This window comes from Streptomyces xingningensis (assembly GCF_054957865.1).
In genome coordinates this window covers 18,859-41,393 of sequence record NZ_JBDJPF010000067.1, presented here as the reverse complement: position 1 = coordinate 41,393, position 22,535 = coordinate 18,859, and the positions used below count along the sequence as shown (strand labels likewise).

Annotated in this window: 24 protein-coding genes; 15 read left to right on the top strand and 9 right to left on the bottom strand. The window is 71.2% G+C overall.

Translation table 11 applies throughout. The features are described from left to right. Window positions 1-174: 174 nt before the first annotated feature. Both ABCR83_RS27395 and ABCR83_RS27390 read left to right on the top strand, forming a co-directional pair. Window positions 175-1,014, top strand: coding sequence for an NTP transferase domain-containing protein (locus ABCR83_RS27395; RefSeq protein ID WP_462697885.1), 840 nt, complete (start codon window positions 175-177; stop codon window positions 1,012-1,014). Then, window positions 1,011-2,429 carry a molybdopterin molybdotransferase MoeA gene (locus ABCR83_RS27390; protein ID WP_462697884.1) on the top strand — a complete coding sequence of 473 codons (1,419 nt, stop codon included), beginning with the start codon at window positions 1,011-1,013 and terminating at the stop codon, window positions 2,427-2,429. Before ABCR83_RS27395 ends, ABCR83_RS27390 begins: the two co-directional genes overlap by 4 nt. A 7-nt stretch (window positions 2,430-2,436) precedes the next feature. On the opposite strand, the gene ABCR83_RS27385 is transcribed toward ABCR83_RS27390, so the two are convergent. Beyond that, window positions 2,437-3,540: a potassium channel family protein gene (locus ABCR83_RS27385; RefSeq protein WP_462697883.1), complete on the bottom strand. Its 1,104-nt coding sequence runs from the start codon at window positions 3,538-3,540 to the stop codon at window positions 2,437-2,439. Window positions 3,541-3,598: 58 nt separating this feature from the next. On the opposite strand from ABCR83_RS27385, the gene ABCR83_RS27380 reads away from it, so the two are divergent. The 3 genes from ABCR83_RS27380 to ABCR83_RS27370 all read left to right on the top strand — a co-directional run bounded on the left by ABCR83_RS27380 (window position 3,599) and on the right by ABCR83_RS27370 (window position 5,783). Beyond that, window positions 3,599-4,576 (top strand): NAD(P)H-quinone oxidoreductase, encoded by a 978-nt coding sequence (locus tag ABCR83_RS27380; protein ID WP_462697882.1) that lies wholly within the window; start codon window positions 3,599-3,601, stop codon window positions 4,574-4,576. Window positions 4,577-4,622: 46 nt separating this feature from the next. Continuing rightward, a complete protein-coding gene (locus tag ABCR83_RS27375; RefSeq protein WP_462697881.1) occupies window positions 4,623-5,123 on the top strand; it encodes a hypothetical protein in 501 nt (166 codons plus the stop codon). A gap of 99 nt (window positions 5,124-5,222) precedes the next feature. Continuing rightward, a complete protein-coding gene (locus ABCR83_RS27370; protein WP_462697880.1) occupies window positions 5,223-5,783 on the top strand; it encodes a bacterial proteasome activator family protein in 561 nt (186 codons plus the stop codon). A gap of 71 nt (window positions 5,784-5,854) precedes the next feature. On the opposite strand, the gene ABCR83_RS27365 is transcribed toward ABCR83_RS27370, so the two are convergent. Continuing rightward, a complete protein-coding gene (locus ABCR83_RS27365; RefSeq protein WP_462697879.1) occupies window positions 5,855-7,492 on the bottom strand; it encodes a protein kinase domain-containing protein in 1,638 nt (545 codons plus the stop codon). A gap of 301 nt (window positions 7,493-7,793) precedes the next feature. Here ABCR83_RS27365 and ABCR83_RS27360 point away from each other — a divergent pair, with 301 nt between their 5' ends. Continuing rightward, complete coding sequence (locus ABCR83_RS27360; RefSeq protein ID WP_462697878.1) at window positions 7,794-9,374, top strand: protein kinase domain-containing protein; 1,581 nt, start codon at window positions 7,794-7,796, stop codon at window positions 9,372-9,374. A gap of 17 nt (window positions 9,375-9,391) precedes the next feature. Here ABCR83_RS27360 and ABCR83_RS27355 read toward each other — a convergent pair whose 3' ends face one another. From ABCR83_RS27355 to ABCR83_RS27345, 3 genes are all read right to left on the bottom strand, one after another. Beyond that, a complete protein-coding gene (locus ABCR83_RS27355; RefSeq protein ID WP_462697877.1) occupies window positions 9,392-10,444 on the bottom strand; it encodes a phosphotransferase in 1,053 nt (350 codons plus the stop codon). Between the two features lie 15 nt (window positions 10,445-10,459). Next, window positions 10,460-10,885: a pyridoxamine 5'-phosphate oxidase family protein gene (locus tag ABCR83_RS27350; protein WP_462697876.1), complete on the bottom strand. Its 426-nt coding sequence runs from the start codon at window positions 10,883-10,885 to the stop codon at window positions 10,460-10,462. Window positions 10,886-10,986: 101 nt separating this feature from the next. Beyond that, window positions 10,987-11,646 carry a response regulator gene (locus tag ABCR83_RS27345; protein ID WP_462697875.1) on the bottom strand — a complete coding sequence of 220 codons (660 nt, stop codon included), beginning with the start codon at window positions 11,644-11,646 and terminating at the stop codon, window positions 10,987-10,989. A 351-nt stretch (window positions 11,647-11,997) separates the two neighbouring features. Here ABCR83_RS27345 and pdhA point away from each other — a divergent pair, with 351 nt between their 5' ends. The 6 genes from pdhA to ABCR83_RS27315 all read left to right on the top strand — a co-directional run bounded on the left by pdhA (window position 11,998) and on the right by ABCR83_RS27315 (window position 18,910). Next, a complete protein-coding gene (gene pdhA, locus ABCR83_RS27340) occupies window positions 11,998-13,158 on the top strand; it encodes a pyruvate dehydrogenase (acetyl-transferring) E1 component subunit alpha (protein WP_462697874.1) in 1,161 nt (386 codons plus the stop codon). After that, window positions 13,158-14,138 carry an alpha-ketoacid dehydrogenase subunit beta gene (locus ABCR83_RS27335; protein WP_462697873.1) on the top strand — a complete coding sequence of 327 codons (981 nt, stop codon included), beginning with the start codon at window positions 13,158-13,160 and terminating at the stop codon, window positions 14,136-14,138. Before pdhA ends, ABCR83_RS27335 begins: the two co-directional genes overlap by 1 nt. Window positions 14,139-14,159: 21 nt before the next feature. Continuing rightward, window positions 14,160-15,692: a dihydrolipoamide acetyltransferase family protein gene (locus ABCR83_RS27330; protein WP_462697887.1), complete on the top strand. Its 1,533-nt coding sequence runs from the start codon at window positions 14,160-14,162 to the stop codon at window positions 15,690-15,692. A 207-nt stretch (window positions 15,693-15,899) separates the two neighbouring features. Then, window positions 15,900-16,706, top strand: coding sequence for a helix-turn-helix transcriptional regulator (locus tag ABCR83_RS27325; RefSeq protein ID WP_462697872.1), 807 nt, complete (start codon window positions 15,900-15,902; stop codon window positions 16,704-16,706). A gap of 74 nt (window positions 16,707-16,780) precedes the next feature. Continuing rightward, window positions 16,781-17,443, top strand: coding sequence for a GntR family transcriptional regulator (locus tag ABCR83_RS27320; protein WP_462697871.1), 663 nt, complete (start codon window positions 16,781-16,783; stop codon window positions 17,441-17,443). A gap of 150 nt (window positions 17,444-17,593) precedes the next feature. Next, entirely contained in the window at window positions 17,594-18,910 is a 1,317-nt protein-coding gene (locus ABCR83_RS27315; protein WP_462697870.1) for an MFS transporter, read from the top strand. Window positions 18,911-18,968: 58 nt separating this feature from the next. Here ABCR83_RS27315 and ABCR83_RS27310 read toward each other — a convergent pair whose 3' ends face one another. Further along, window positions 18,969-19,799, bottom strand: coding sequence for a maleylpyruvate isomerase family mycothiol-dependent enzyme (locus ABCR83_RS27310; protein ID WP_462697869.1), 831 nt, complete (start codon window positions 19,797-19,799; stop codon window positions 18,969-18,971). Between the two features lie 123 nt (window positions 19,800-19,922). On the opposite strand from ABCR83_RS27310, the gene ABCR83_RS27305 reads away from it, so the two are divergent. Further along, window positions 19,923-20,702 carry a carbon-nitrogen family hydrolase gene (locus ABCR83_RS27305; RefSeq protein ID WP_462697868.1) on the top strand — a complete coding sequence of 260 codons (780 nt, stop codon included), beginning with the start codon at window positions 19,923-19,925 and terminating at the stop codon, window positions 20,700-20,702. Window positions 20,703-20,714: 12 nt separating this feature from the next. Here the strand turns inward: ABCR83_RS27305 and ABCR83_RS27300 are convergent, their stop codons facing one another. The 3 genes from ABCR83_RS27300 to ABCR83_RS27290 all read right to left on the bottom strand — a co-directional run bounded on the left by ABCR83_RS27300 (window position 20,715) and on the right by ABCR83_RS27290 (window position 22,053). Continuing rightward, complete coding sequence (locus tag ABCR83_RS27300; RefSeq protein WP_462697867.1) at window positions 20,715-20,957, bottom strand: type II toxin-antitoxin system CcdA family antitoxin; 243 nt, start codon at window positions 20,955-20,957, stop codon at window positions 20,715-20,717. A 66-nt stretch (window positions 20,958-21,023) separates the two neighbouring features. Further along, complete coding sequence (locus ABCR83_RS27295; protein ID WP_462697886.1) at window positions 21,024-21,218, bottom strand: DUF397 domain-containing protein; 195 nt, start codon at window positions 21,216-21,218, stop codon at window positions 21,024-21,026. Next, window positions 21,124-22,053, bottom strand: coding sequence for a helix-turn-helix domain-containing protein (locus tag ABCR83_RS27290; RefSeq protein WP_462697866.1), 930 nt, complete (start codon window positions 22,051-22,053; stop codon window positions 21,124-21,126). Before ABCR83_RS27290 ends, ABCR83_RS27295 begins: the two co-directional genes overlap by 95 nt. 139 nt (window positions 22,054-22,192) lie before the next feature. On the opposite strand from ABCR83_RS27290, the gene ABCR83_RS27285 reads away from it, so the two are divergent. Then, window positions 22,193-22,327, top strand: coding sequence for a hypothetical protein (locus ABCR83_RS27285; protein WP_462697865.1), 135 nt, complete (start codon window positions 22,193-22,195; stop codon window positions 22,325-22,327). Next, window positions 22,324-22,506 carry a hypothetical protein gene (locus ABCR83_RS27280; protein ID WP_462697864.1) on the top strand — a complete coding sequence of 61 codons (183 nt, stop codon included), beginning with the start codon at window positions 22,324-22,326 and terminating at the stop codon, window positions 22,504-22,506. The genes ABCR83_RS27285 and ABCR83_RS27280 overlap by 4 nt, the downstream gene beginning before the upstream one ends. The last annotated feature ends 29 nt before the right edge of the window (window positions 22,507-22,535 follow it).

Below are 22,535 nucleotides of genomic sequence, written 5' to 3'. Positions count from 1 at the left end.
CCGCAGCACGCTGCGCGTGCTGTCCTCAAACGCCGGACGGGCTGACTTCAGCCCGTCCGGCGTTTGAGGACAACGCGGCGAAGCCGCGTTGCGGGGCCCGGGGCGAGCCCCGGAGGAAACGGCGAAAGGGCGGGACCGGGGCACACCCCCGCCAACCCTCGCCATACTCGACGGGTGACCGAATACGACGCAGTGGTACTCGCCGGAGGCGCGGCTCGGCGGCTCGGCGGGGCGGACAAGCCCGCCCTGCGGATCGGCGGGCGCACCCTCCTCGACCGGGTGCTCGGCGCCTGCGCCGGCGCCCGCTCGGCCGTGGTCGTCGGCCCGCGCCGCCCGACCGTGCGCCCGGTCACCTGGGCCCGCGAAGAGCCGCCCGGCGGCGGCCCGCTGGCCGCCCTGGCGGCGGGGCTGCGGCACACCACCGCCGACGCGGTGCTCGTGCTCGCGGCCGACCTGCCCTTTGTGGACCCACCCACCCTGCGCGCGCTGCTCGCGGCCACCACCGGCGCCGAGGGCGCCCTGCTCACCGACCCCGACGGCCGCGACCAGCCGCTGGTGGCCGCCTACCGCACCGAACCGCTGCGCCGTGAACTCGGCCTGCTCGCCGCCGAACACGGCACCCTCGCCGGGCTCCCCCTGCGCCTGCTCACCGCCGAGCTGGAACTCGCCCGGCTGCACCACCCCGGGGCGTCCTTCGACTGCGACACCTGGGCCGACGTGGACACCGCCCGGGCCCGCATCAGGGACCATAAGGGGGTGCTGGATGAATGGATCGCCGCCGTCAAGGCGGAACTCGGCATCGAACTCGACGTCGACACGGCCGCCCTGCTCGACCTCGCCCGCGACGCGGCACATGGCGTCGCCCGCCCCGCCGCACCCCTGACGACCTTCCTGGTCGGCTATGCCGCCGCACTGCGCGGCGGCGGGCCGGAGGCCGTCACCGAGGCGGCCCGCCGGGCGGCCGGACTGGCCGCCCGGTGGACCGAGGAGACGGACGGGGGGTCACGGACATGAACGAGCCCGACGACGCCCTCGACCGCGCCACCGAGGAGGCCCTGGCCCTCCTCGCCGCCGACCACGCGCCGCCGCCGGAGGAGCTCTCCCGGCCGGGCAGCAGCAACGGCGGCGGCTACTTCCCGTTCGCGGACGACCCCTTCGCCGACCCCGCCCCGGGGAAGACCGCGGACCACCGCCCGCCGGGCCCCGCGGACGAGGGAGCGCGCGAGCCCACGACCGCCCGGCGCACCCGCTGCGGCTGGGCCGCCGCCCGGGACATCGCGGCCGGTGCGGCCGGGTTCCTGGGCGCCGAGCGCTGCGCCCTGGCGGACGCCCTCGGCCGTACCCTCGCCGACCCGCTGACCGCACTCACCGACCTGCCGTCCTTCGACACCTCGGCCATGGACGGCTGGGCGCTGGCCGGGCCCGGCCCCTGGCAGCTGCCCGCCGAGGAGGACGGCGTGTTCGCCGGGCACACCGCGCCCGGGCCGCTGGGCGACGGGCACGCGGTCCGCATCGCCACCGGCGCCCGGGTGCCGCCCGGGGCGACGGCCGTGCTGCGCAGCGAGCACGGCACGGTCACCGGGCGCGAGCTGCACGCCAACCGCCGGGTGACCCAGGGCCAGGACATCCGGCCCCGCGCCCAGGAATGCCGGATGGGCGATGAACTGCTGCCCGCCGGAAGCCCGGTGACCCCCGCCGTGCTCGGCCTGGCGGCCGCCGCCGGCTACGACGAGCTGCGGGTCACCGTGCGCCCCCGGGTCGAGCTGCTGGTGCTCGGCGACGAGCTGCTGCCCGCGGGCCTGCCGTGCGACGGGCGCATCCGCGATGCGCTCGGCCCGATGTTCGGGCCCTGGCTGCGCGCCCTCGGTGCCGAGGTGACCCTGCGCGGCTCGCTGTCCGACGACTCCGAGGTCCTGTACCAGGCGCTCGCCGCGTCCACCGCCGATCTGGTGATCACCACCGGCGGTACCGCCGCCGGCCCCCGCGACCACCTCCACCCCGCGCTGGAGCGGCTGGGCGCCGAGCTGCTGATCGACGGCGTCGCGGTGCGCCCCGGGCACCCGATGCTGCTCGCCCGGCTGGCCCCCGGCCGTCAGCTGGTGGGGCTCCCCGGCAATCCGCTGGCCGCCGTCGCGGGGCTGCTGACCCTCGCCGTGCCCGCGCTGTACGCGCTCTCGGGGCGCCCGGTGCCGTCCCTGGAGCGCACCGTGTTCGCCGGTCCGGTGCCGGGCCACCCCGCCGACACCCGGCTGGTCCCGGTGGTCCGCCATGCGGGCGCGGTGCGCCCGCTGCGCTTCCTCGGGCCCGCCATGCTGCGCGGGCTCGCCGCCGCCGACGCGCTCGCGGTGATCCCGCCGGGCGGCGGCGCGGGCCATGGCTCGCGGACCGTGCTCCTGGAACTGCCGTGGACGACCGGCGTCCCGGAGTGAGCATCCGTCAGGTCTCGGCGGGCAGCCCCTGCCTGATGCTGATCACCCGGTCGGCGAGCCGGAGGGTGGCGGCCTCCGGGTCGGTGTAGTGGAGCAGCCGGTGACCGCGTACCACCGCCACCACCAGGTCGTCGCAGTCGCGCGGTGAGCGACCCGCCTCCCCCTTGGTGACGGGGCGTTCGACCACGTCCAGGCCGGTGCCATAGGTGAGCAGGTCCTCCAGGACATTGCCGACGTGCGGGCTCATCATCGACATGCCGAGCATCCGCCCCGCCGAACTGGAGCTGGTGACCACGGTGTTGGCGCCGCTCTGCCGGAGCAGCGGAACGTTCTCGTCCTCCCGCACCGCGACCACGATCGTGGAGTGCTTGTTGAGCTGCCGTGCGGTGAGTGTGACCAGGGCGGCGGTGTCGTCCCGCTCGGTGGTGATCACCACCTGTGCGGCATTCTGCAGTTCGGCCCGGCGCAGCGTTTCGGAGCGGGTGGCATCCCCGAGGACGCCGACCAGTCCGTCGTTGTTGGCGGCGTCCACGGCCTTCTTCTGCGGGTCCACGACGACGATCTTCTCCTTGGGCCGTCCCTGGCCGAGCAGCGTCTCGACGGTGTGGCGGCCCTTGGTCCCGTACCCGATGACTACGGTGTGATCTCGCATCCGCGACCTCCAACGATGAATGCGCACCTGGTGGCGCGTCCGCTCGGTCAGGACTTCGAGAGTGGTACCGACCAAGATGATCAGGAAAAGCACGCGCAGCGGCGTGACGACGAAGATATTCGTCAGCCGGGCGCTGTCACTCATCGGCGTGATGTCGCCATAGCCGGTGGTGGACAGCGTGACGGTGGAGTAATACGCGGCGTCGAGCAGGCTGAGCGGGCCGCCCGCGTTGTCGTGGTAGCCCTCGCGGTCGAGATAGACGACCAGCGTGGTGACCGCCAGCACCAGCAGGGCCATGACGAGCCGCCGGGAAACCTGCCGCAAGGGGGCGGTGACACCCTGGGCCGGTATCACGATGGAACGCCCGGCCTCGAGGTCCTCGGCCTCTGCGGAATCCGGCCGGGTGCGGCGCCAGAGCGACCGGAACAGCGCGTTCAGTGAATTCGACACAGGCCCCATGATCCCTATTTGCGCCCGTCGGGGGTTGACGGAGGATGCGGCGAGTAGCCTCACCGCCATGCATGCCATCACCATCCCCACCCCCGGTGGACCCGATGCACTCGTCTGGGCCGAGGTGCCCGACCCCGTGCCCGGCGAGGGCGAGGTCCTGGTCGAGGTCGTGGCCGGCGCCGTCAACCGCGCCGATCTGCTGCAGCGACAGGGCTTCTACGAGCCGCCACCCGGCGCGTCCCCGTACCCGGGCCTGGAGTGTTCCGGGCGGATCGCCGCGCTCGGCCCCGGCGTGGGCGGCTGGACGGTCGGCGACGAGGTGTGCGCCCTGCTGGCGGGCGGCGGTTACGCGGAGCGGGTCTGTGTGCCGGCCGGTCAGCTGCTGCCCGTGCCGGACGGCGTGGACCTGGTCGCCGCCGCGGCGCTGCCCGAGGTCACGGCGACGGTCTGGTCGAACGTCTTTATGATCGCGCACCTGCGTCCCGGCGAGACGCTGCTGGTGCACGGCGGGGGCAGCGGCATCGGCACCATGGCCGTGCAGCTGGCCAAGGCGGTCGGCGCCCGGGTCGCCGTCACGGCGGGCGGCAAGGAGAAGCTGGAGCACTGCCGCGAACTGGGCGCGGACATCCTCATCGACTACCGCGAGCAGGACTTCGTCGAGGAGCTGCGCAAGGTGACCGGCGGCGCCGGGGCGGACGTCATCCTCGACATCATCGGCGCCAAGTACCTGCAACGGAATGTGGACGCCCTCGCGGTCAACGGCCGGCTGGCCATCATCGGCCTGCAGGGCGGCCGCAAGGCCGAGCTCGACCTGGGCAAGCTGCTCGCCAAGCGGGCGGCGGTGACGGCCACCGCGCTGCGCTCGCGGCCGCTTCCCGAGAAGGCGGCGATCGTGGCGGCCGTGCGCGAGCACGTCTGGCCGCTGGTGTCCGGCGGCCGGGTGCGCCCGGTGATCGACCGGACCCTGCCGATGCGGGAGGCGGCGGCCGCGCACCGGGTCGTGGAGGAGAGCGCGCACGTGGGGAAGGTGCTGCTCACCGTCTAGCGGTCCCGGGGGAGCGGGGCGCGGGAGTGCATGTGAGGCTGGCCGTGTGATCCGTGGAGTACGGACGGTGTTCCTGGCCGGGCTGGCGCTGGCGGCCCTGCTCACCGTGGTCTGCGTACCGGCCGCCGGGCTGCGGCCCCCGCCGGTGTCGCCGCCGCCCGGCTCCTCGGCCGAGGCCGAGGAGGGGCGGCTGGCCGGGACGGTCGCGGGTGAGGGGCGTACCCACCCCGGGCGCGGCGAGGAGCCGTCGGAGGAGGCCTCCCCGTCGCCCGCGCCGCCCGTCCGCCCGTCGCCCCGGCCACGCGTCCGCCGCGGCTCCGGGCTCCCGCCGCCCGGCGATGTCCGGGCGGACGGGGCGGAGCCGCCCGCGCCGCCGGCCCGGCCGCCCCTGCGGCCGCCGCCGGCCGCCGCCGTCCGGGCGGACGACGGCCGGGGTGGGCCTGCCCGGACGCCGGACCCGGTGCTGCGGGTGCTGCCGCTCGGCACCGGCATGGCCCTCACCGGCCTGGGCCTTGGCTTCTTCGCGCTGCGGCTGCGGCGACGCTAGGGAGTGTCCGATGGGGCACGCACCACCGCCGGGCTTGTTCGATCAGGCGGGTACGGGGGCATCACCAGGGGGAAATCACCTGTGCGAGAGAATGGCGGCATGGATATGCCGAGGAATGAACGGTCGCAGGAGAGCCCGCACCTCCTGGTCGTGGGCCCGGACGGCATGGCTATCGCCAACGCCGGTCCCGGCGATGGGGAGGGCGCCGAGGAATCGCGTGAGGTCCCGGTGACGGAGATGGTCGAACAGCCCGCCAAGGTCATGCGCATCGGCAGCATGATCAAGCAGCTGCTGGAGGAAGTGCGGGCGGCACCTCTGGACGAGGCGAGCCGGGTCCGGCTCAAGGAGATCCACCACAGCTCGGTCAAGGAGTTGGAGGACGGCCTGGCGCCGGAGCTGGTGGAGGAGCTGGAGCGGCTGTCGCTCCCCTTCACGGACGACACCATCCCGACCGAGGCCGAACTACGCATCGCCCAGGCCCAGTTGGTGGGCTGGCTCGAGGGCCTCTTCCATGGCATCCAGACCACCCTGTTCGCCCAGCAGATGGCCGCCCGGGCCCAGCTGGAGCAGATGCGGCGGGCCCTGCCGCCCGGCATGACGGGCGACGAGGACGAGGAGCGGCCGCCGCACGGGGGCGCGCGATCGGGGCCGTATCTGTAGTGCCGCCAAGTGGTCACGGCCGGAGGCCGGTTGCCGGGAGAGCCCGGTGACCGGCCTCCGGTCATGCCGGGCTAGGACGCCGGGTCGCCGGTGGAAACGGTCAGCGTCATCGAGGTCTTGGGGTCGAACGGGTCGCCCTTCAGGGGGTTCTGGGCCAGCACGGTGCCCTTACCCCAGGTGTTCTCATTCTGGTAGACCACGTTGTACTCCCAGCCGGCGTCCTGGAAGCACTTCTTCACCGAGTCGATATAGGCGTAGGCGAAGTCGGGGGCGCGCTTTTTGGTCTTGTCGTTGTAGGCGGCGTCCGCCTGGGTGCACACCTTGGTGTCCACGATCTTGGTCTTGTCGCCCTCGACATGCTTCCTGGCCTGGGAGTTGTCCGACGGGCCGGCCGAGGCTGTGGAGTGCACGGCCTTCGAGTTGTCGGCCTTGTCCGAAGAGGTGTCGGTCTTGAGCGAGATGGCGGCGATCACGCCGATGACGGCGATGATCGCGACCGCCGCCGAGCCGATGAGCAGCGGCTTGTTGCTCCTGCCGCCCCGGTCCGACGGCCGTGCCGGGGTGGGCGGTTGGGGCGCCTGGTAGGGGGAGGGGGTGCCATAGCCGAGGGGCGGGGTGGCGGAGCCCTGGTAGGGCGGGGTGGACTGGGCGTAGCCGCTGCTGTACGGGCCGGGCTGGTACGGGGTCTGGAGGTGCTGTGGGCCCGGCTGGGGGATCGCCTGCTGGTCCACCGGGGGGAAGACCGCCGAGGAGACCCCGGCGCCGCTGCTCGGCGGCGGGGCGGTGGCGGTGATCACCGGGGAGCTCGCCGTGTGCGCGGCGCTCACCACCCGGGCACATTCGTCGCGCATGGCGGTGGCGCTCGGGAAGCGCTCGTTCGGGTTCTTCTTCAGCGCGCGGGCGACCAGGGCGTCGACGGCCGGCGGGATCGAGCGGTTGATGCTGGAGGGCGCGGCCGGCTCCTCCTGGACATGTGCGTACGCGATGGCCAGCGGTGAGTCCGCGTCGAAGGGCAGCCGCCCGGTCAGCAGCTCAAAGAGCATGATGCCCACCGAGTAGAGGTCCGAGCGGGCATCCACGCCGCGCCCCAGGGCCTGTTCCGGGGACAGGTACTGCGGGGTGCCGACCACCATGCCGGTCTGGGTCATCGAGGTGACGCCGGACTGCATGGCGCGGGCGATGCCGAAGTCCATGACCTTGACCACGTCACGCTTGGTCATCATCACATTGCCGGGCTTGATGTCCCGGTGGACCAGGCCCATCTCATGGCTGACCTCGAGCGCCGCCAGCACATCCGCTGTGATCTTGAGTGCTCTGGCGGTGGGCATCGCGCCATACCGCTCGATGTCCGCGTCCAGCACCGAGCGCAGCGGCTTGCCCTCGATGTACTCCATGACGATGTACGGCATGGACGCGGTGGAGCCGCTGCCGGGTGCCGCGTCCTCGCCGGTGTCGAAGACGGACACGATGTTGGTGTGCGTGAGTTTGGCCACGGACTGGGCCTCGCGCCGGAACCGCTCGCGGAAGGACGATTCCCTGCCGAGTTCGGTGTGCAGCAGCTTGACCGCCACGTCGCGGTCGAGGACCGTGTCATGGGCCAGGTGTACGGACGCCATGCCGCCTTCGCCGAGCAGGTCGCGCAACTGGTAGCGTCCGCCGCCGACGGACCGTCCTGCTGCGTACCGGCCCTGTGCGCCGTGCTGGCTCATGGTCCTGCTTCCCCCTTGGCGCGCTGTGTTGATCGGTTCATCGTGTGTCTCGGCCAAGTTTGCCGTAGGCCGGGGGCACGTCAAGCGGCGTGCTCGTTCCGTGATCGGATCCGCGGCAAGGCGTCACCGGATTTGCCTTGCCCGGGGCGTCGAAGGTTTGATAGCCGGTCCATCCCGGACCGGCGCGCGGCGCGGAGCCTGTAGCGTGCCTTGGTGGAAGACCGTATTGCCCGGGCATTGATCCGGGCATTGCCCCATGCAATGCCCCCATGTGAGCGGCCAGACACGACGGCGAGGACTGATGGCACAGACGCAGAGCGGCCAGGGTCCGTCAGACCCTGACGCCAACGGGGGCGGAATGCCCGATGTGCCGGAAATGTGGGGTAATGGCGGGCTGGTTGACAACGGCCGCTACCGGCTGACCCACCGGCTCGGCCGCGGCGGCATGGCCGAGGTCTTCGCCGCCGAGGACGTCCGTCTCGGCCGCACGGTCGCGGTGAAGCTGCTGCGCGCCGACCTCGCCGAGGACCCGGTCTCCAAGGCCCGCTTCACCCGCGAGGCACAGTCCGTGGCCGGGCTGAACCACCATGCCGTGGTGGCCGTCTACGACTCCGGCGAGGACATCGTCGGCCGCAGCACCGTGCCGTACATCGTCATGGAACTGGTTGAAGGCCGCACCATCCGGGAGCTGTTGCTCAACGCCGAGGCCCCGCCGCCCGAGCAGGCGCTGATCATCGTCTCCGGGGTGCTGGAGGCGCTGGCCTACAGCCACCAGCACGGCATCGTGCACCGCGACATCAAGCCCGCCAACGTGATCATCACCAACACGGGCGCGGTCAAGGTCATGGACTTCGGCATCGCCCGGGCCCTGCACGGCGCCGCGTCCACCATGACCCAGACCGGCATGGTCATGGGCACCCCGCAATACCTCTCCCCCGAGCAGGCCCTCGGCAAGACCGTCGACGCCCGCTCCGACCTCTATGCCACCGGCTGTCTGCTCTACGAACTGCTGGCGCTGCGCCCGCCGTTCACCGGCGAGACCCCGCTTTCGGTCGTGTACCAGCATGTTCAGGACAATCCCGTGCCGCCGTCCCAGGTGCTGAGCACGGTGCCGCCGGAGCTCGACGGGCTGGTGATGCGCTCGCTGGCCAAGGACCCGGACGACCGCTTCCAGAGCGCCGAGGAGATGCGCGGGCTGGTCCAGTACGGGCTGCAGATGCTGCACGAGGCAGGCGGCCACACCGGCGCCTGGAGCACCGGGCCGGTCGAGGCGGCCACCGCCGCCACCCAGCTGCTGGGCGGCGCGGGCATGGCGGCCACCACGGCCCTGCCGCAGCACGGTGACACCTCCCCGCAGCGGATCCTGCCGCCCGGCATCGGTGGCACCGGTGACGACGACGGCTACGGCCATGGCGGCCGGGGCCGCGGCGGTGGTGGCGGCAAGGGCAAGCTGTGGCTGATCGCCGCGCTGGCGGTGATCGCGGTGGCGGTGGGCGTGGCCATAATGCTGTCGCAGGACAAGGGCAGCGGCACCGAGGAAAAGTCCCCCAAGGACAAGACCACCAACGCCCCGTCCGTCAGCTCCAGCCCCAGCACGAGCGAGACACCCGACAAGCCCCGGCGCTCCCGCCCCCCCGAGCACGACAAGACCAGCGACACCTCCGGCGACGAGAACACCCGGGATCCGCAGACCGACGAGCCGACCAGCCAGCCGACCCGGCATCCCTCGCGGCCGCCGACCACCAACCCCACGCCGCCCGAGCCGACGGGTCAGCCGACCAACCCGCAGCCCACCGACAAGCCGACCGACAACAAGCCCAACCCGCCCGGCCCGAGCAGCGGCAGCAGCCATGGCAGCGAGGTCAACCCGGGCACCGGCTGAGCGACCGGCCCCGAGGGTCAGTCGGTGAACGCGTCGCGCACCGCCTCGTAGGCGCGCGTCCACCACACCGACAGTGCCGCCGACGCCGGGAAACCGGGGTCGGCGCGGTGGTCGCCGAGCTGGTAGCGCCAGCGCAGCATCCAGAAGTCGTTGAGCCGCTCCCACCACACCCGGTGCACGGCGGCGGCCAGTTCGGCCGCTCCGGCGCCGGTCGCCCGGCGGTAGGCCCGGGCGTACGGGCGTATCTTCGCGAGGTCCAGGGTGCCGTCGGGGCGCAGGAAGAAGATCACCGCGGCCCGTACCGCCTCCTCCGCGCGCGGCTGGACGCCCAGCCGGTCCCAGTCGATGATCGCGGCGGGTTCCGCGCCCCGGTAGAGCAGGTTGAGCGGGTGGAAGTCGCCGTGCACCCAGCCGTGGGCGGGGGTGGCCGCCGCGGTGGGGCGGCGGTGCGCATGCCGTTCCAGCAGCGCGCGGCGTTCGACGAGGCGGTGTTCGGCCAGCTCGTCGAAGGCGTCCCGGGGATGGCCCCGGTTGCCCCGGCGGACCAGTGCCAGCAGTGCCTCGATAAGGGCGTAGGTGTCCTCGGGGTCGGCCGCCACGGCGTCCTGCGGATGCGCGGTGCCCGCCTCCTCCGGGCCCGTCATGACCTCCTCCAGGCTGATGTGCACCTTGCCGAGCAGGGCGCCCAGCCGGCGCGACTGGGCGGCCGTCAGTTCGCCGCCGTCCCGGTGGCGGCCCTCGATCCAGGGGTGCAGGGCGTAGCAGCGGCCGCCCAGGACGGCGACGGTCGAGCCGTCGGTGCCGGCCACCGGCGGGGCGACGGGCAGGCCCAGGGCGCTCAGCCGGAGCGTCACGGCGTGCTGGCGGGCGATGGCGGCCTGGTCGCCGTCGAGGTGGTGCTTGAGGAAGAACCGGCCGCGGGTGGTGGACAGCCGGTAGCCGCGGTTGAGCAGGCCCTCGGTCAGCGGCTCGCAGCTGACCGGCTCACCGGCCTGCCGGTAGCGGCGCAGCAGGGTGCGCAGGGTGCCGCCGTCGGGGGGTGGGACAGGGTGGACATCTGAGCGCGGCACGTCCCAAATGTTAGTTCACGAAGAGTGTGCGGCTCGTCGTGCGGGTACGCCTTCAAGGTGGTGCAGGGTGATGAACTGCGGTTCTATGCACAGGTATTCGGGGAGGAAGGGTGCGTTGTCCGCGGTGCGGGGGGCCGGGCCGAAGGCCGCGAGTTCGGCCGGGCCGGGGGTGAAGAGGCGGGCGGTGCCCACGAGTTGGGTGGTCCAGACGTCCTCGTCGCCGTCCTCGCGGCCGCCGAAGTTGTCGGCCTCATAGGCGATGACGCTCCCGTCGCAGGCCTGTGCGTAGGGGTAGGCGCCGTGCAGCCGCACCAGGACCTTGCCGTCCATGACGATATGGCGGGTGGGAATGACGAAGGGAAGCGCGTGCAGGCTCAGGGAGAGCCGGCCGTAGGGCTGGCCGCCGAGGAGTTCGAACGCCCGGTATTCGTCGGAAGGCATGGGCCCTACTGTGCCCTGTCACCCTCCGGACACGTAGAGGCACCCGCCCCTTGGGGCCGGGACGTTGGTCCCTAATCGCTCCCTGATCGGCCCCCGGCCGCTCAGCGCTTCTCGGCCTGCAGGCGGGCGACATAGGCCGCGGCCTGGGAGCGGCGCTCCATGCCCAGCTTGGAGAGCAGGCTGGAGACATAGTTTTTGATCGTCTTCTCGGCGAGGTGCAGCCGCTCGCCGATGGCGCGGTTGGTCAGCCCCTCGCCGATCAGATCCAGGATGCGGCGCTCCTGCTCGGTCAGGGAGGCCAGCCGGTCGTCGCCCCGGGGGCTCTTCCCGTCCCGCAGCCGCTCCAGCACCCGGGCGGTCGCGACCGGGTCGAGCAGGGATTTCCCGGCGGCCACATCGCGCACTGCGGAAAGCAGCTCATTCCCGCGAATCGCCTTCAGCACATAGCCGGACGCCCCCGCCATGATCGCGTCGAACAGGGCCTCGTCATCCGCGTACGAGGTGAGCATCAGGCATTTGATGCCGTCGTCGTGCGAGCGGATCTCACGGCATACTTCAACGCCACTGCCATCCGGAAGGCGAACGTCCAGAACGGCGACATCGGGCCGGGTCGCGAGAATGCGCACCACCGCGTCCGCGGCGGTACCGGCCTCGCCGACCACCTCGACGTCCTCCTCGACGGAGAGCAACTCATGGACGCCACGCCGTACGACTTCATGGTCGTCAAGCAGAAATACCGTGATTTTTCCTTGTTCGCGCACAGTGCCAGTCTCACACATCAAGTCTTCCCCTGCTCTTGCCCTCCGGGATAACGTGCGGTCGTTCCGGAAGCGGCCCGCAAGGCTGTGACCAGTGGATTGGCCGCCCTTTCTCGATTTACTTGGAAATCCAAGCAAAATCGCAGGTCAGATGGGGTTTCGCAGGAATGCCAAGTACTGGGTAACGTGCTTATTGCAGGCCATTCGCCGGGGCGCCTGTCACGCCCGGTTCTGGCCTCGGCACACCCACCCCGTGTGCCGTCGGGAAGCGGGCGAGCATCCCCCTGCCCCACGGCGGGGGGACCCCATTCGGCCACCGGTGACCCCGGGAGCCGGACAGACGGAGGAGCACACGTGACCGTGGACAGCACCACCGCGCGCAAGCCGCGCGGCGGCAAACGCGCCGGCGCCAGGAAGCCGGCCGGCGGGTCGGACCAGCCGGAGCTCGTACAGCTGCTGACGCCCGAGGGCGAGCGGGTCGAGCACCCTGACTACGCCATCGACGTGACGTCCGAGGAACTGCGCGGCCTGTACCGGGACATGGTGCTGACCCGCCGCTTCGACGGCGAGGCCACCACCCTGCAGCGCCAGGGCGAACTGGGCCTGTGGGCCTCGCTGCTGGGCCAGGAGGCCGCCCAGATCGGTTCCGGCCGGGCCACCCGCCCCGACGACTACGTCTTCCCGACCTACCGCGAACACGGCGTCGCCTGGTGCCGCGGGGTCGACCCGACCAACCTCCTCGGCATGTTCCGCGGCGTCAACAACGGCGGCTGGGATCCCAACGAGAACAACTTCCACCTCTACACGATCGTCATCGGCTCCCAGGCACTGCACGCCACCGGCTACGCCATGGGCATCACCAAGGACGGCGCCGACTCCGCGGTCGTCGCCTACTTCGGCGACGGCGCCTCCAGCCAGGGCGATGTGGCCGAGGCGTTCACCTTCGCCGCCGTCTACAACGCCCCCGTCGTCTTCTTCTGCCAGAACAACCAGTGGGCCATCTCCGAGCCCACCGAGAAGCAGACCCGCGTCCCGCTCTACCAGCGCGCCCAGGGCTACGGCTTCCCCGGCGTGCGGGTCGACGGCAACGACGTCCTCGCCTGCCTCGCCGTCACCAAGTCCGCGCTGGAGCGCGCCCGTACGGGTGCCGGACCCACCCTGGTCGAGGCGTTCACCTACCGCATGGGCGCCCACACCACCTCCGACGACCCCACCCGCTACCGGCGGGACGAGGAGCGCGAGCTGTGGGAGGCCAAGGACCCGATCCTGCGGCTGCGCCGCCTGCTGGACCGCGAGGGCCACGCCGACCAGGCGTTCTTCACCGCCCTGGAGAGCGAGAGCGACGCCCTCGCCAAGCGGGTGCGGGACACCGTGCGCACCATGCCCGACCCCGACCACATGGCGCTCTTTGAGCACATCTACGCCGACGGCCACGCCCTGGTCGACGAGGAACGCGCACAATTCGCCGCCTACCAGGCGTCATTCGCCGGAGCGGGCCCCGAGGAGAGCCACTGATGACCACCGAGAAGCTCTCGATCTCCAAGGCGATCAACGCCTCCCTGCGCACCGCGCTGGAGACCGACCCCAAGGTCCTGGTCATGGGCGAGGACGTCGGCAAGCTCGGCGGCGTCTTCCGGGTCACCGACGGACTGCAGAAGGACTTCGGCGAGGACCGGGTCATCGACACCCCGCTCGCCGAGTCCGGCATCGTCGGCACCGCCATCGGCCTGGCGCTGCGCGGCTACCGGCCGGTGGTGGAGATCCAGTTCGACGGGTTTGTCTTCCCCGCGTACGACCAGATCGTCACCCAGCTCGCCAAGATGCACGCCCGCGCGCTCGGCAAGATCAAGATGCCGGTCGTCATCCGCATCCCCTATGGCGGCGCGATCGGCGCCGTGGAGCACCACAGCGAATCGCCGGAGGCGCTGTTCGCGCATGTGGCGGGCCTGAAGGTCATCTCGCCATCCAACTCCTCCGACGCGTACTGGATGCTCCAGCAGGCCATCCAGAGCGATGACCCGGTCATCTACTTCGAGCCCAAGCGCCGCTACCACGACCGCTCCGAGGTCGACTTCGACGCCATCCCGGGCCCGCTGCACACCGCCCGTACGGTCCGCGAGGGCACCGACCTGACGCTGGCCGCCTATGGCCCGATGGTCAAGACCTGTCTCGAGGCGGCCGGCGCCGCCGCCGAGGAGGGCAAGTCGCTGGAGGTCCTGGACCTGCGCTCGATCTCGCCCGTCGACTTCGACGCCATCCAGGCGTCCGTGCGGAAGACCGGCCGGCTGGTCGTCGTCCACGAGGCGCCCGTCTTCTTCGGCTCGGGCGCCGAGATCGCCGCGCGGATCACCGAGCGCTGCTTCTACCACCTGGAGGCCCCCGTCCTACGGGTCGGCGGCTACCACGCTCCCTATCCGCCGTCGCGGCTGGAGGACGAGTACCTTCCGGGACTGGACCGGGTACTCGACGCCGTAGACCGCGCGCTGGCGTACTGAGGGCTGAGGAGAGTCATGACGATGACCGCCAAGACGACGAGCAGTGCCGAGCGCTTCCGCGAGTTCAAGATGCCCGACGTGGGCGAGGGGCTCACCGAGGCCGAGATCCTCAAGTGGTACGTGGCCGTGGGGGACACCGTCTCCGACGGACAGGTGGTCTGCGAGGTGGAGACCGCCAAGGCGGCCGTGGAACTGCCCATCCCCTTCGACGGCGTGGTGCACGAGCTGCGCTTCGACGAGGGCACCACGGTGGATGTCGGCACCCCGATCATCTCCGTGGACACCATGCCCGCCGCCGGACCGGCCGGGCCCGCCCCCGCCGAGCCCACCGCGCCCGCCGATCCCTCAGACAGCCACCGCCCGCCGGAAGGGCAGGGCCGCCAGGCCGTGCTGGTCGGCTACGGCGCCGCGCCCTCCTCGACCAAGCGCAGGCCGCGCAAGCCCCAGCCGGGCACGACCGGGCAGGGCGCCCCGGCCTCGGCGGGCACCGAGGGCACCGTCACCCCCGCGCAGGCGAGCAGGGCGGCCGCCGCCGCGATCCAGGCCGAGCTCAACGGGCACGCCGCCCCGGCCGTGCCGGGCACCGCACCCGCCGGAGTCGGCACCGGCGCGGCCGGTGCCGCCCCCGAGGGCCACCACGCCATAGGCGCCCCGGCCCCGGCGGCGAGCCGGCCGCTCGCCAAGCCCCCGGTGCGCAAGCTCGCCAAGGACCTCGGCATCGACCTGACCACGGTCGTACCGACCGGGCCCGAAGGGGTCGTGACCCGCGAGGACGTACACGCCGCCGCACAGCAGGCCGTCGCGGCCATCGCACCCGCCGAGCCGGTGGCCCCCATTGCCCCGGCCGCCGCACCCCGCGAGACCCGGATTCCGGTCAAGGGCGTCCGCAAGGCCACCGCCCAGGCCATGGTGGCGAGCGCCTTCACCGCGCCGCATGTCACGGAGTTCATCACCGTCGACGTCACGCGCACCATGAAGCTCGTCCAGCAGCTCAAGGCCGACCCCGACATGGCCGGGCTGCGCATCAACCCGCTGCTGATCGTCGCCAAGGCGCTGCTCCTGGCGATCAAGCGGAACCCGGACGTCAACGCGGCCTGGGACGAGGCGAATCAGGAGATCGTCCGCAAGGACTACATCAACCTGGGCATCGCCGCCGCCACTCCGCGCGGCCTGATCGTCCCCAACATCAAGGACGCCGGGACCAAGACCCTGCCCGAACTGTCCACCGCCCTGGCCGAGCTGATCGCCACCGCGCGGGAGGGCAGGACCGCGCCCGCCGACATGCAGGGCGGCACGGTCACCATCACCAACGTCGGCGTCTTCGGCGTCGACACCGGCACGCCCATCCTCAACCCCGGCGAGTCCGCGATCCTGGCGTTCGGCGCGATCAAGCTCCAGCCCTGGGTCCACCGGGGGAAGATCAAGCCCCGCCAGGTCACCACCCTGGCGCTGTCCTTCGACCACCGGCTTGTCGACGGCGAACTGGGCTCCCGGGTGCTGGCCGACACCGCGGCCGTGCTGGAGCACCCCAAGCGCCTGATGACCTGGGGCTGAGCCCCGGCGGAAAGCCCCGCGTAACAGGAAAAAGGGCCCGGACACGCTCACTCCTCACCCCCCTCCAGTGAGGAGAAAGCGAGATCCGGGCCCCAGGGCGCGGAGCGGCCTAGGGACACCACCCTGGCAGGGGGCGGAATGGCCCATGCTGGGCAATTTACTTAAGATTGACCGACACTTGCAGTGTCGGTCTTGGGAGGACGTCCGGTGTACGACGGCGAATCCATCAGCCGCCTGCTGCGCGCCTGGCGTGCCCGGGTGGACGCCCGCGACCTCCCCGAGCTGCGCGGCGTCTACCCGCGTCCCGGCCGGCGGCTCTCCCAGGCCCAGGTCGCCCGGATGACCGGCGTCAGCGAGGGCTGGTACCGCACCCTGGAGGCCGGGCGCCGCCACGACTTCTCGGAGAGCTTTCTGCAGCGGGTCGCCGAGGCGCTGCGGCTGAGCGACGCCGAGACGCTCACGCTCTTCCTCGCCGTCTGCGGCCGCCGCCCGCCCGCCCAGCTCGCCCGGGAACGCGAGGAACTGCCGCAGGGCGTCAAGGACCTGCTCCAGCAGCAGGCGAGCTACCCCTCCTACCTCTCCGACACCGCCTGGAACGTGGTTGCCGCCAACGCGCTGATGGGCGAGTGGTTCCCCTGGGTGCTGCGCCCCGGGGCCAACCTGATGCGCTGGGCCCTGCTGCACCCCGAGGCCCGCGAGCAGATGCTCGACTGGGAAGACGCCTGCGCCCGTACGTATCTGGCCATGCTCCGGGTAGCCGCCAACAGCAATCCCGGCGACCCCGAACTACGCACCCTGGTCCGCGACATCCTGGACGCGGACGTGGACTGCCGCCGCATCTGGTCGGAGGAGCATGACGTCGTCGAGCACCGGGACGGCGACGTCTACCGGCTCCGCCTGCCGTATCACGGCAACCGGGAGATCCGGGTGGTGAGCCACGTACTGCTGCCCATACAGCGTCCGGATCTGCGCTTTGTCTTCATCACCCCATTGACCGACCAGGCGGCTGCGTAACGGTACGTACCAGCCGCTGTCCGGATCGCGGACATGGGCTGATCAGGCATCTGTCTTGTATCTATGCTGTGCGCATGCCTTCCGCTCCCACCGTCCAGGACAGACAGCCGCCCGCCGCCGACCGCGTCTACGCGCATGTGAAGGACGCCGTCCTGCACCGGCGTTACGAGGGCGGCACCCTGCTGACCGAGGGCGGCCTGGCCGAGGCCGTAGGGGTGTCCCGGACTCCCGTCCGGGAGGCGCTGCTCAGGCTGGAGGGCGAGGGCCTGCTCAAGCTCTACCCCAAGAAGGGGGCGCTCGTGCTTGCCGTATCCGCACAGGAGATCGCGGATGTGGTGGAGACCCGGCTGCTGGTGGAGAAGCACGCGGCGGCCAAGGCCGTGCCCGCGCCGCCCCGGCTCATCGCCCGGCTGGAGGAGCTCGTCGACGACATGCGGCAGCAGGCCGAGTCGGGTGACCTCGCCGCCGTCTCGGTCAGCGACCGGGCCTTCCACGCGGAGATCGTGCGCAGCGCGGGCAACCAGATCCTGTCCCGCCTCTACGACCAGCTCCGCGACCGGCAGTTGCGGATGGGCGTGGCGGTCATGCACGCCCACCCCGACCGGATCGCCAAGAACATCGCCGAGCACACCGAGATCCTCGACGCACTGCGCGCCGGGGACGCCACGGCCGCGACCGAGATCGTCGACCGGCACGTCAGCTGGGTGCGCAACCTCGCCCGGGGAGAGGCCCGATGAGCGAACGCGGTGAGCTCATCATCGAAGGGTGCGTGCCGCGCTCGTGCGGGTCCGAGCGAAGCGAGGGGCAAGCATGAGCGAACGCAGTGAGCTCATCATTGAAAGGTGCGTGCCGCGCTCGTGCGGGCCCGAGCGAAGCGAGGGACAAGCATGAGCGTGAGCCCGATATCCCTGCCCGGTGACCCTCCGGGCGGCCGGCGGGCGGTGGCCGTCTGGGGGATCGGCGTCGGCGTCTACTTCGTCGCCATCATCTTCCGCACCAGCTTGGGCGTGGCCGGGATCGATGCCGCGCAGCGGTTCCACATCAACGCCTCCGCCCTGTCCACGTTCTCCATCCTCCAACTGCTGGTCTACGCGGGCATGCAGATACCCGTCGGCCTGATGGTCGACCGGATGGGCACCAAGAAGGTGCTGGCCCTGGGCGTGGTGCTGTTCACCGCCGGGCAGTTCGGGTTTGCGCTCTCCCACTCCTACGGCATGGCACTGGCCTCCCGGGCGCTGCTCGGCTGTGGTGACGCCATGACCTTCATCAGCGTGCTGCGGCTCGGCTCGCGCTGGTTCCCGGTGCGCCACGGGCCGATGATCGCCCAGGTCGCCGCGCTGTTCGGGATGGCGGGCAACCTGGTCTCCACGCTCGTGCTGGCCCAACTCCTGCACAGCCAGGGCTGGGCGGCGACCTTCGGGGGCAGCGCGATGGCGGGCGTGGTGGTCCTGGTCCTGCTGCTGGCCTTCCTCAAGGACCATCCCGAGGGCTGCGAACCGACGCCCGGTCCCCACCCCGGCAGCGGCTATGTGCGCCGCCAGATCACCCTCGCCTGGCAGGAGCCGGGCACCCGGCTGGGGATGTGGGTGCACTTCACCACCCAATTCCCAGCCATGGTGTTCCTGTTGCTGTGGGGCATGCCGTTCCTGGTGGAGGCCGAGGGGCTGTCCCGGGAGGGCGCGGGCGAGCTGCTGACCCTGGTCGTCCTGGTGAACATGGCCATTGGCCTGGTCTATGGCCAGATCATCGCCCGGCACCATGACGCCCGGCTGCCGCTGGTGCTCGGCACCGTCACGGCGACCGCCCTGCTGTGGGCGGCGGCCGTCTGCTGGCCCGGGCCGCACGCACCGATGTGGCTGCTGATCGTGCTGTGCGTGGTGCTCGGCGCCTGCGGCCCCGCCTCGATGATCGGCTTCGACTTCGCCCGGCCCGCCAACCCGCCGGAGCGGCAGGGCACGGCGTCCGGCATCGTCAACATGGGCGGCTTCACCGCCTCCATCACCACCCTGCTCGCCGTCGGCATCGCGCTGGACGCCACCGGCGGCGACTACCGGGCCGCGTTCTCCGCGGTCTTCGTCCTCCAGGGGCTGGGCCTGTCCCAGATCCTGCGGCTCCGCAAGCGGGCCCAACGGCGCGAGCAGGAACGGGTGGTGGCGTCCCGGGTGGAGACGGTGCACGTCCCCATACAGGATCTCAAGGCCTGACCTCAAGGCCCGACGTCAAGGCCCGACGTCGAGGCCGGGCGCCAAGACCCGACATCCCTCAGGGCGTGATCGCGAACTCACGGAGGATCGCTTCCGCAAGCTCCGCCTCGCCCTCCGCCTTGATCCGGTCCGCGACCGCCTCCGGCCGCACCCGGCCGCAGGCCAGTCGGACATAGGTCTCCCAGTCCAGCCCGAAGGTCACCGCCGGGCCCAGCGAGACGGTGCTGCCGATGCTGCCCCGGCCCCGCTCGTCCACCCGCACGGTCCGCAGGAACTCCAACGGGCCGTGCACATCGAAGACCACCGCCGCACCGGGCGGCGCGCCCGCGTCCTTGGCCACCACCTTGGGCAGCGCGGCCAGCAGGAAGTCCCGGGTGATCACCGCGCCCGGCGAGTCCAGGTTGCCGGGCGCACCCAGCGCCCGGCGCAGATCCTGCTCGTGCACCCATACGTCGAAGGCCCTTATGGTCAACGCCCGTTCGAGGGTCTGCTCGGTGCCGCTGCCCAGCGGCCAGCGCACCGGGGACTGCGGCGACCGCGTCTCATTGCGCAGTTGCCGCGAGCGCCGGATGATCGTGTACTCCAGCTCCGAGGTCATCTCCAACGCGGTGTGACAGCGCCGCACATCGACCTGCACCTCGATATAGCGCGTGAACTCGTCGATCACATGGTAGAGATCACGCGGCAGGGTGTGGATCGGCCGTGGTTCACCCAGCATTTCGTTCTCCACCCCGATCACATGCGAGACCACATCGCGCACCGACCACCCGGGGCACTCGGTGCGCCGGTTCCAGTCGCCTTCGGCGAGGGGTTTCACCAAATCATTGATCGCTTCGATGGAATGGGTCCAGGCGTCGATGGCGGGCTGAAGGCTTGGGTGGACGGTCACAGTGGTCCTTCGGGCGGTGCGCGACGGATGGCGGGGCAGGTGCTTTCTGGGGTGCTCTGCAGTTAAGTTACGCTGCGCATGGGCAACCCGGCAGAGGTTTCGTCGCCTGAGAGTGGTGGTATCGTGCGCGCCTCGTTGATCCAGATCACAGTGGACCCGGCCGAGACCCCGGCCGCACGCCGCGAGCGGGCCGCCGCTCTGGTCCGTGACCAGCAGGGCAGCGACCTTGTGGTGCTCCCCGAACTCTGGCCGGTGGGCGCCTTCGCCTTTGACTCCTTCGCCGCCGAGGCGGAGCGGCTGGACGGACCGACGGCCGAGGTGATGTCAACCGCCGCGCATGACACGGGAGTCTGGCTGCACGCGGGTTCGATCGTGGAGCTCGGCCCGGATGGTGCCCTCTACAACACCTCGCTGGTCTTCTCCCCCGACGGTGAACTCGCCCGCACCTACCGCAAGATCCACCGATTTGGCTTCGACCGGGGCGAGGCCGTCCTGATGAGCGCGGGCACCGACCCCGTCACCGTCCCCCTGCCGCACACCACCCTGGGCCTGGCCACCTGCTACGACCTGCGCTTCCCCGAGCTGTTCCGGGCGCTGGCGGACGCGGGCGCCCAGACCTTCGTCATCCCGGCGGGCTGGCCCGAACGCCGCCGCGCCCACTGGACCCTGCTCGCCCGCGCTCGCGCGGTGGAGGACCAGGCGTACGTCCTCGCCTGCGGCACCGCCGGTACGCACGCGGACACCCCGCAGGCCGGGCACAGCATCGTCGTCGACCCCTGGGGCGAGGTGCTCGCCGAGGCGGGGCGGGAGGAGCAGGTGCTCACCGTCGACCTGGACATGGCCCGGGTGGCGAAGACCCGGGAGGAGTTCCCGGCACTGAAGGACCGGGTGCTGGGGCGGTAGCCCGGGCCCGGGCTACTCGTCCGGCGCGGGCCGGCCCATCAGTTCGGCCACCCGCCGGGCTGCCTCGCGACGCTCCTCGTCGGTGAAGGCGCCGTGCTCTTCCTGGTACTGACGTAGGTACTCGCCGAGCAGCTGATGCCGGATCTGGCGGGCGACTGCCTCGGCCACATAACCGGAGACGTTGTCGGTGAGCTTCTTGAGCTCGGCCACTTGCTCGGTCGGGAGCGTGACAGTGATGCGAGTGGTCGCGGACATAGAGCTAGCGTGCTGAGGTATGCGTCGTGGCGTCCAGTCGCTCGTCAACCTGCCGTGACCCCCCATTCACGCCCACCTGGCACCCCCTGGGCGCTTGAGGCCGTTGACGAAAGCGACCCAGGACGGTGCCGGGAAGAGCAGGGCGGTGTCGTGGGTGCCCTTGCTGTCACGTATGGGGACGACGCCGGAGGCCGTAAAGGCGGGGGCCCACTCGACGCAATCTCCGCCGTTTGCGCCGCTGTGGCTCGACTTCGCCCATATCGCGTGGGCGAGGTCCGGGGCTGTGCTCATGGGTGTACGCCTCCAATGTTCTGTGAATGAGGTCCGCCGACTGGGCGGGCGACAGCGCGTCGGCACGCAAGCGGTCGTAGATGGCCTGCGCATGCTCCACTGCCGCTGCTGAATCGTCCAGCCGTCCGTGCTGCTGGCCTTCCTCGTAGAGGAAGGTGGGCCCTTCCTCCTGCGTGAGCAGGGTAAAGGGGGGCAGCCATGCGGGTGCGCCCGCCTCGAACGGCAGGATCTGGATGGTGATTTGGGGGCTTCCCGCGTCCTCCAGCAATTGTCCGAGCTGCCTGCTCATGACGGCTGTCCCGCCCACCATGGTGCGCAGAACGGACTCATGCAGGATCATCCAGAGGGCGGCGGGAGTCTCGCCCTCCAGAGCTTGCCGCCGAGCCATACGGGCCTCGACTCGCGCCTTGAGGTCCTCCGCGGACAGGGTCAGGTGAGACGCCCGGAGAACGGTCTCGGCGTAATCCGGAATCTGCAGAATCCCCTTGACCATCGGGCACGAGTAGGCGCAGATGGTTTTCGCTTCACGTTCCAGCTTGACGTAGGGAACAAACCACGAGGGATGACCACGCTCGCACAATCTCCGGTGCATCCGCAGGAAGTAACCGGACGTACCGAAGAAGCGGTCGCACCCTGACGCGAACAATTCGCTCCCGAGCGTCTTGCCGTTCTCGATCTTCGAGACGTACGGGACCTTGTATCCGGTCGCATCGGCGAGGTCCTGCTGCGTTTTGCCCGCGTGCTCCCGGGCGTGCCTCACCTCCCGTCCGTAGTAGCCCGGCCCGTCCTGTGGCTCCTCGTTCATACGTTCAACTCACCGTCTTTCCAACTCGGTTGGAAACATAAAACCCCTGGTCGGTGACTCGGCGCAGCGGAAACATGGTTTTCCGTAAGGGGAGTTGCCCGCTCCTCAAGAACGGAACACACGAGGGGTCGAACAGGTGATGGGTCAGAGTCGCTGTGCGGAGTGCGACCGGATCAAGGCCGAGCGTGCGGAAGCCGCCGAGCGGAGCGATGCGAGCAAGGTGACCGACTGCATCGTGCTCATGGGACGCCACTTGCGGGAGGTGCACGGGTGACGGCGCCGCAGAGGGAGCAGAGGTGCGTCTCCTGCACCTTGCTGGCGGCGGCGAAGCTGGCGGCTGCGCTCCGCGGTGACACCGAGGGGGCGACCCGTATCGGCAAGACCCTGGAGTCGCACCGGATGTGCTGCCGCTCCTCGCTCCCGGAGGCAGAGGACCGCCCGCCGGCCGTCTGACCGAAACGCGAAGGGCGGCACCGGTCTCG

What these genes read in the sequence shown, in the direction of transcription:
- ABCR83_RS27390 (WP_462697884.1), top strand. Translation starts at nt 1,011, where the DNA reads ATGAACGAGCCCGACGACGCCCTCGACCGCGCCACCGAGGAGGCCCTG.
- ABCR83_RS27380 (WP_462697882.1), top strand. Translation starts at nt 3,599, where the DNA reads ATGCATGCCATCACCATCCCCACCCCCGGTGGACCCGATGCACTCGTC.
- ABCR83_RS27365 (WP_462697879.1), bottom strand. Translation starts at nt 7,492, where the DNA reads ATGAGCCAGCACGGCGCACAGGGCCGGTACGCAGCAGGACGGTCCGTC.
- ABCR83_RS27385 (WP_462697883.1), bottom strand. Translation starts at nt 3,540, where the DNA reads ATGGGGCCTGTGTCGAATTCACTGAACGCGCTGTTCCGGTCGCTCTGG.
- ABCR83_RS27290 (WP_462697866.1), bottom strand. Translation starts at nt 22,053, where the DNA reads ATGAACGAGGAGCCACAGGACGGGCCGGGCTACTACGGACGGGAGGTG.
- ABCR83_RS27320 (WP_462697871.1), top strand. Translation starts at nt 16,781, where the DNA reads ATGCCTTCCGCTCCCACCGTCCAGGACAGACAGCCGCCCGCCGCCGAC.
- ABCR83_RS27315 (WP_462697870.1), top strand. Translation starts at nt 17,594, where the DNA reads ATGAGCGTGAGCCCGATATCCCTGCCCGGTGACCCTCCGGGCGGCCGG.
- ABCR83_RS27360 (WP_462697878.1), top strand. Translation starts at nt 7,794, where the DNA reads ATGGCACAGACGCAGAGCGGCCAGGGTCCGTCAGACCCTGACGCCAAC.
- ABCR83_RS27335 (WP_462697873.1), top strand. Translation starts at nt 13,158, where the DNA reads ATGACCACCGAGAAGCTCTCGATCTCCAAGGCGATCAACGCCTCCCTG.
- ABCR83_RS27285 (WP_462697865.1), top strand. Translation starts at nt 22,193, where the DNA reads ATGGGTCAGAGTCGCTGTGCGGAGTGCGACCGGATCAAGGCCGAGCGT.
- ABCR83_RS27330 (WP_462697887.1), top strand. Translation starts at nt 14,160, where the DNA reads ATGACCGCCAAGACGACGAGCAGTGCCGAGCGCTTCCGCGAGTTCAAG.
- ABCR83_RS27370 (WP_462697880.1), top strand. Translation starts at nt 5,223, where the DNA reads ATGGATATGCCGAGGAATGAACGGTCGCAGGAGAGCCCGCACCTCCTG.
- ABCR83_RS27350 (WP_462697876.1), bottom strand. Translation starts at nt 10,885, where the DNA reads ATGCCTTCCGACGAATACCGGGCGTTCGAACTCCTCGGCGGCCAGCCC.
- ABCR83_RS27300 (WP_462697867.1), bottom strand. Translation starts at nt 20,957, where the DNA reads ATGTCCGCGACCACTCGCATCACTGTCACGCTCCCGACCGAGCAAGTG.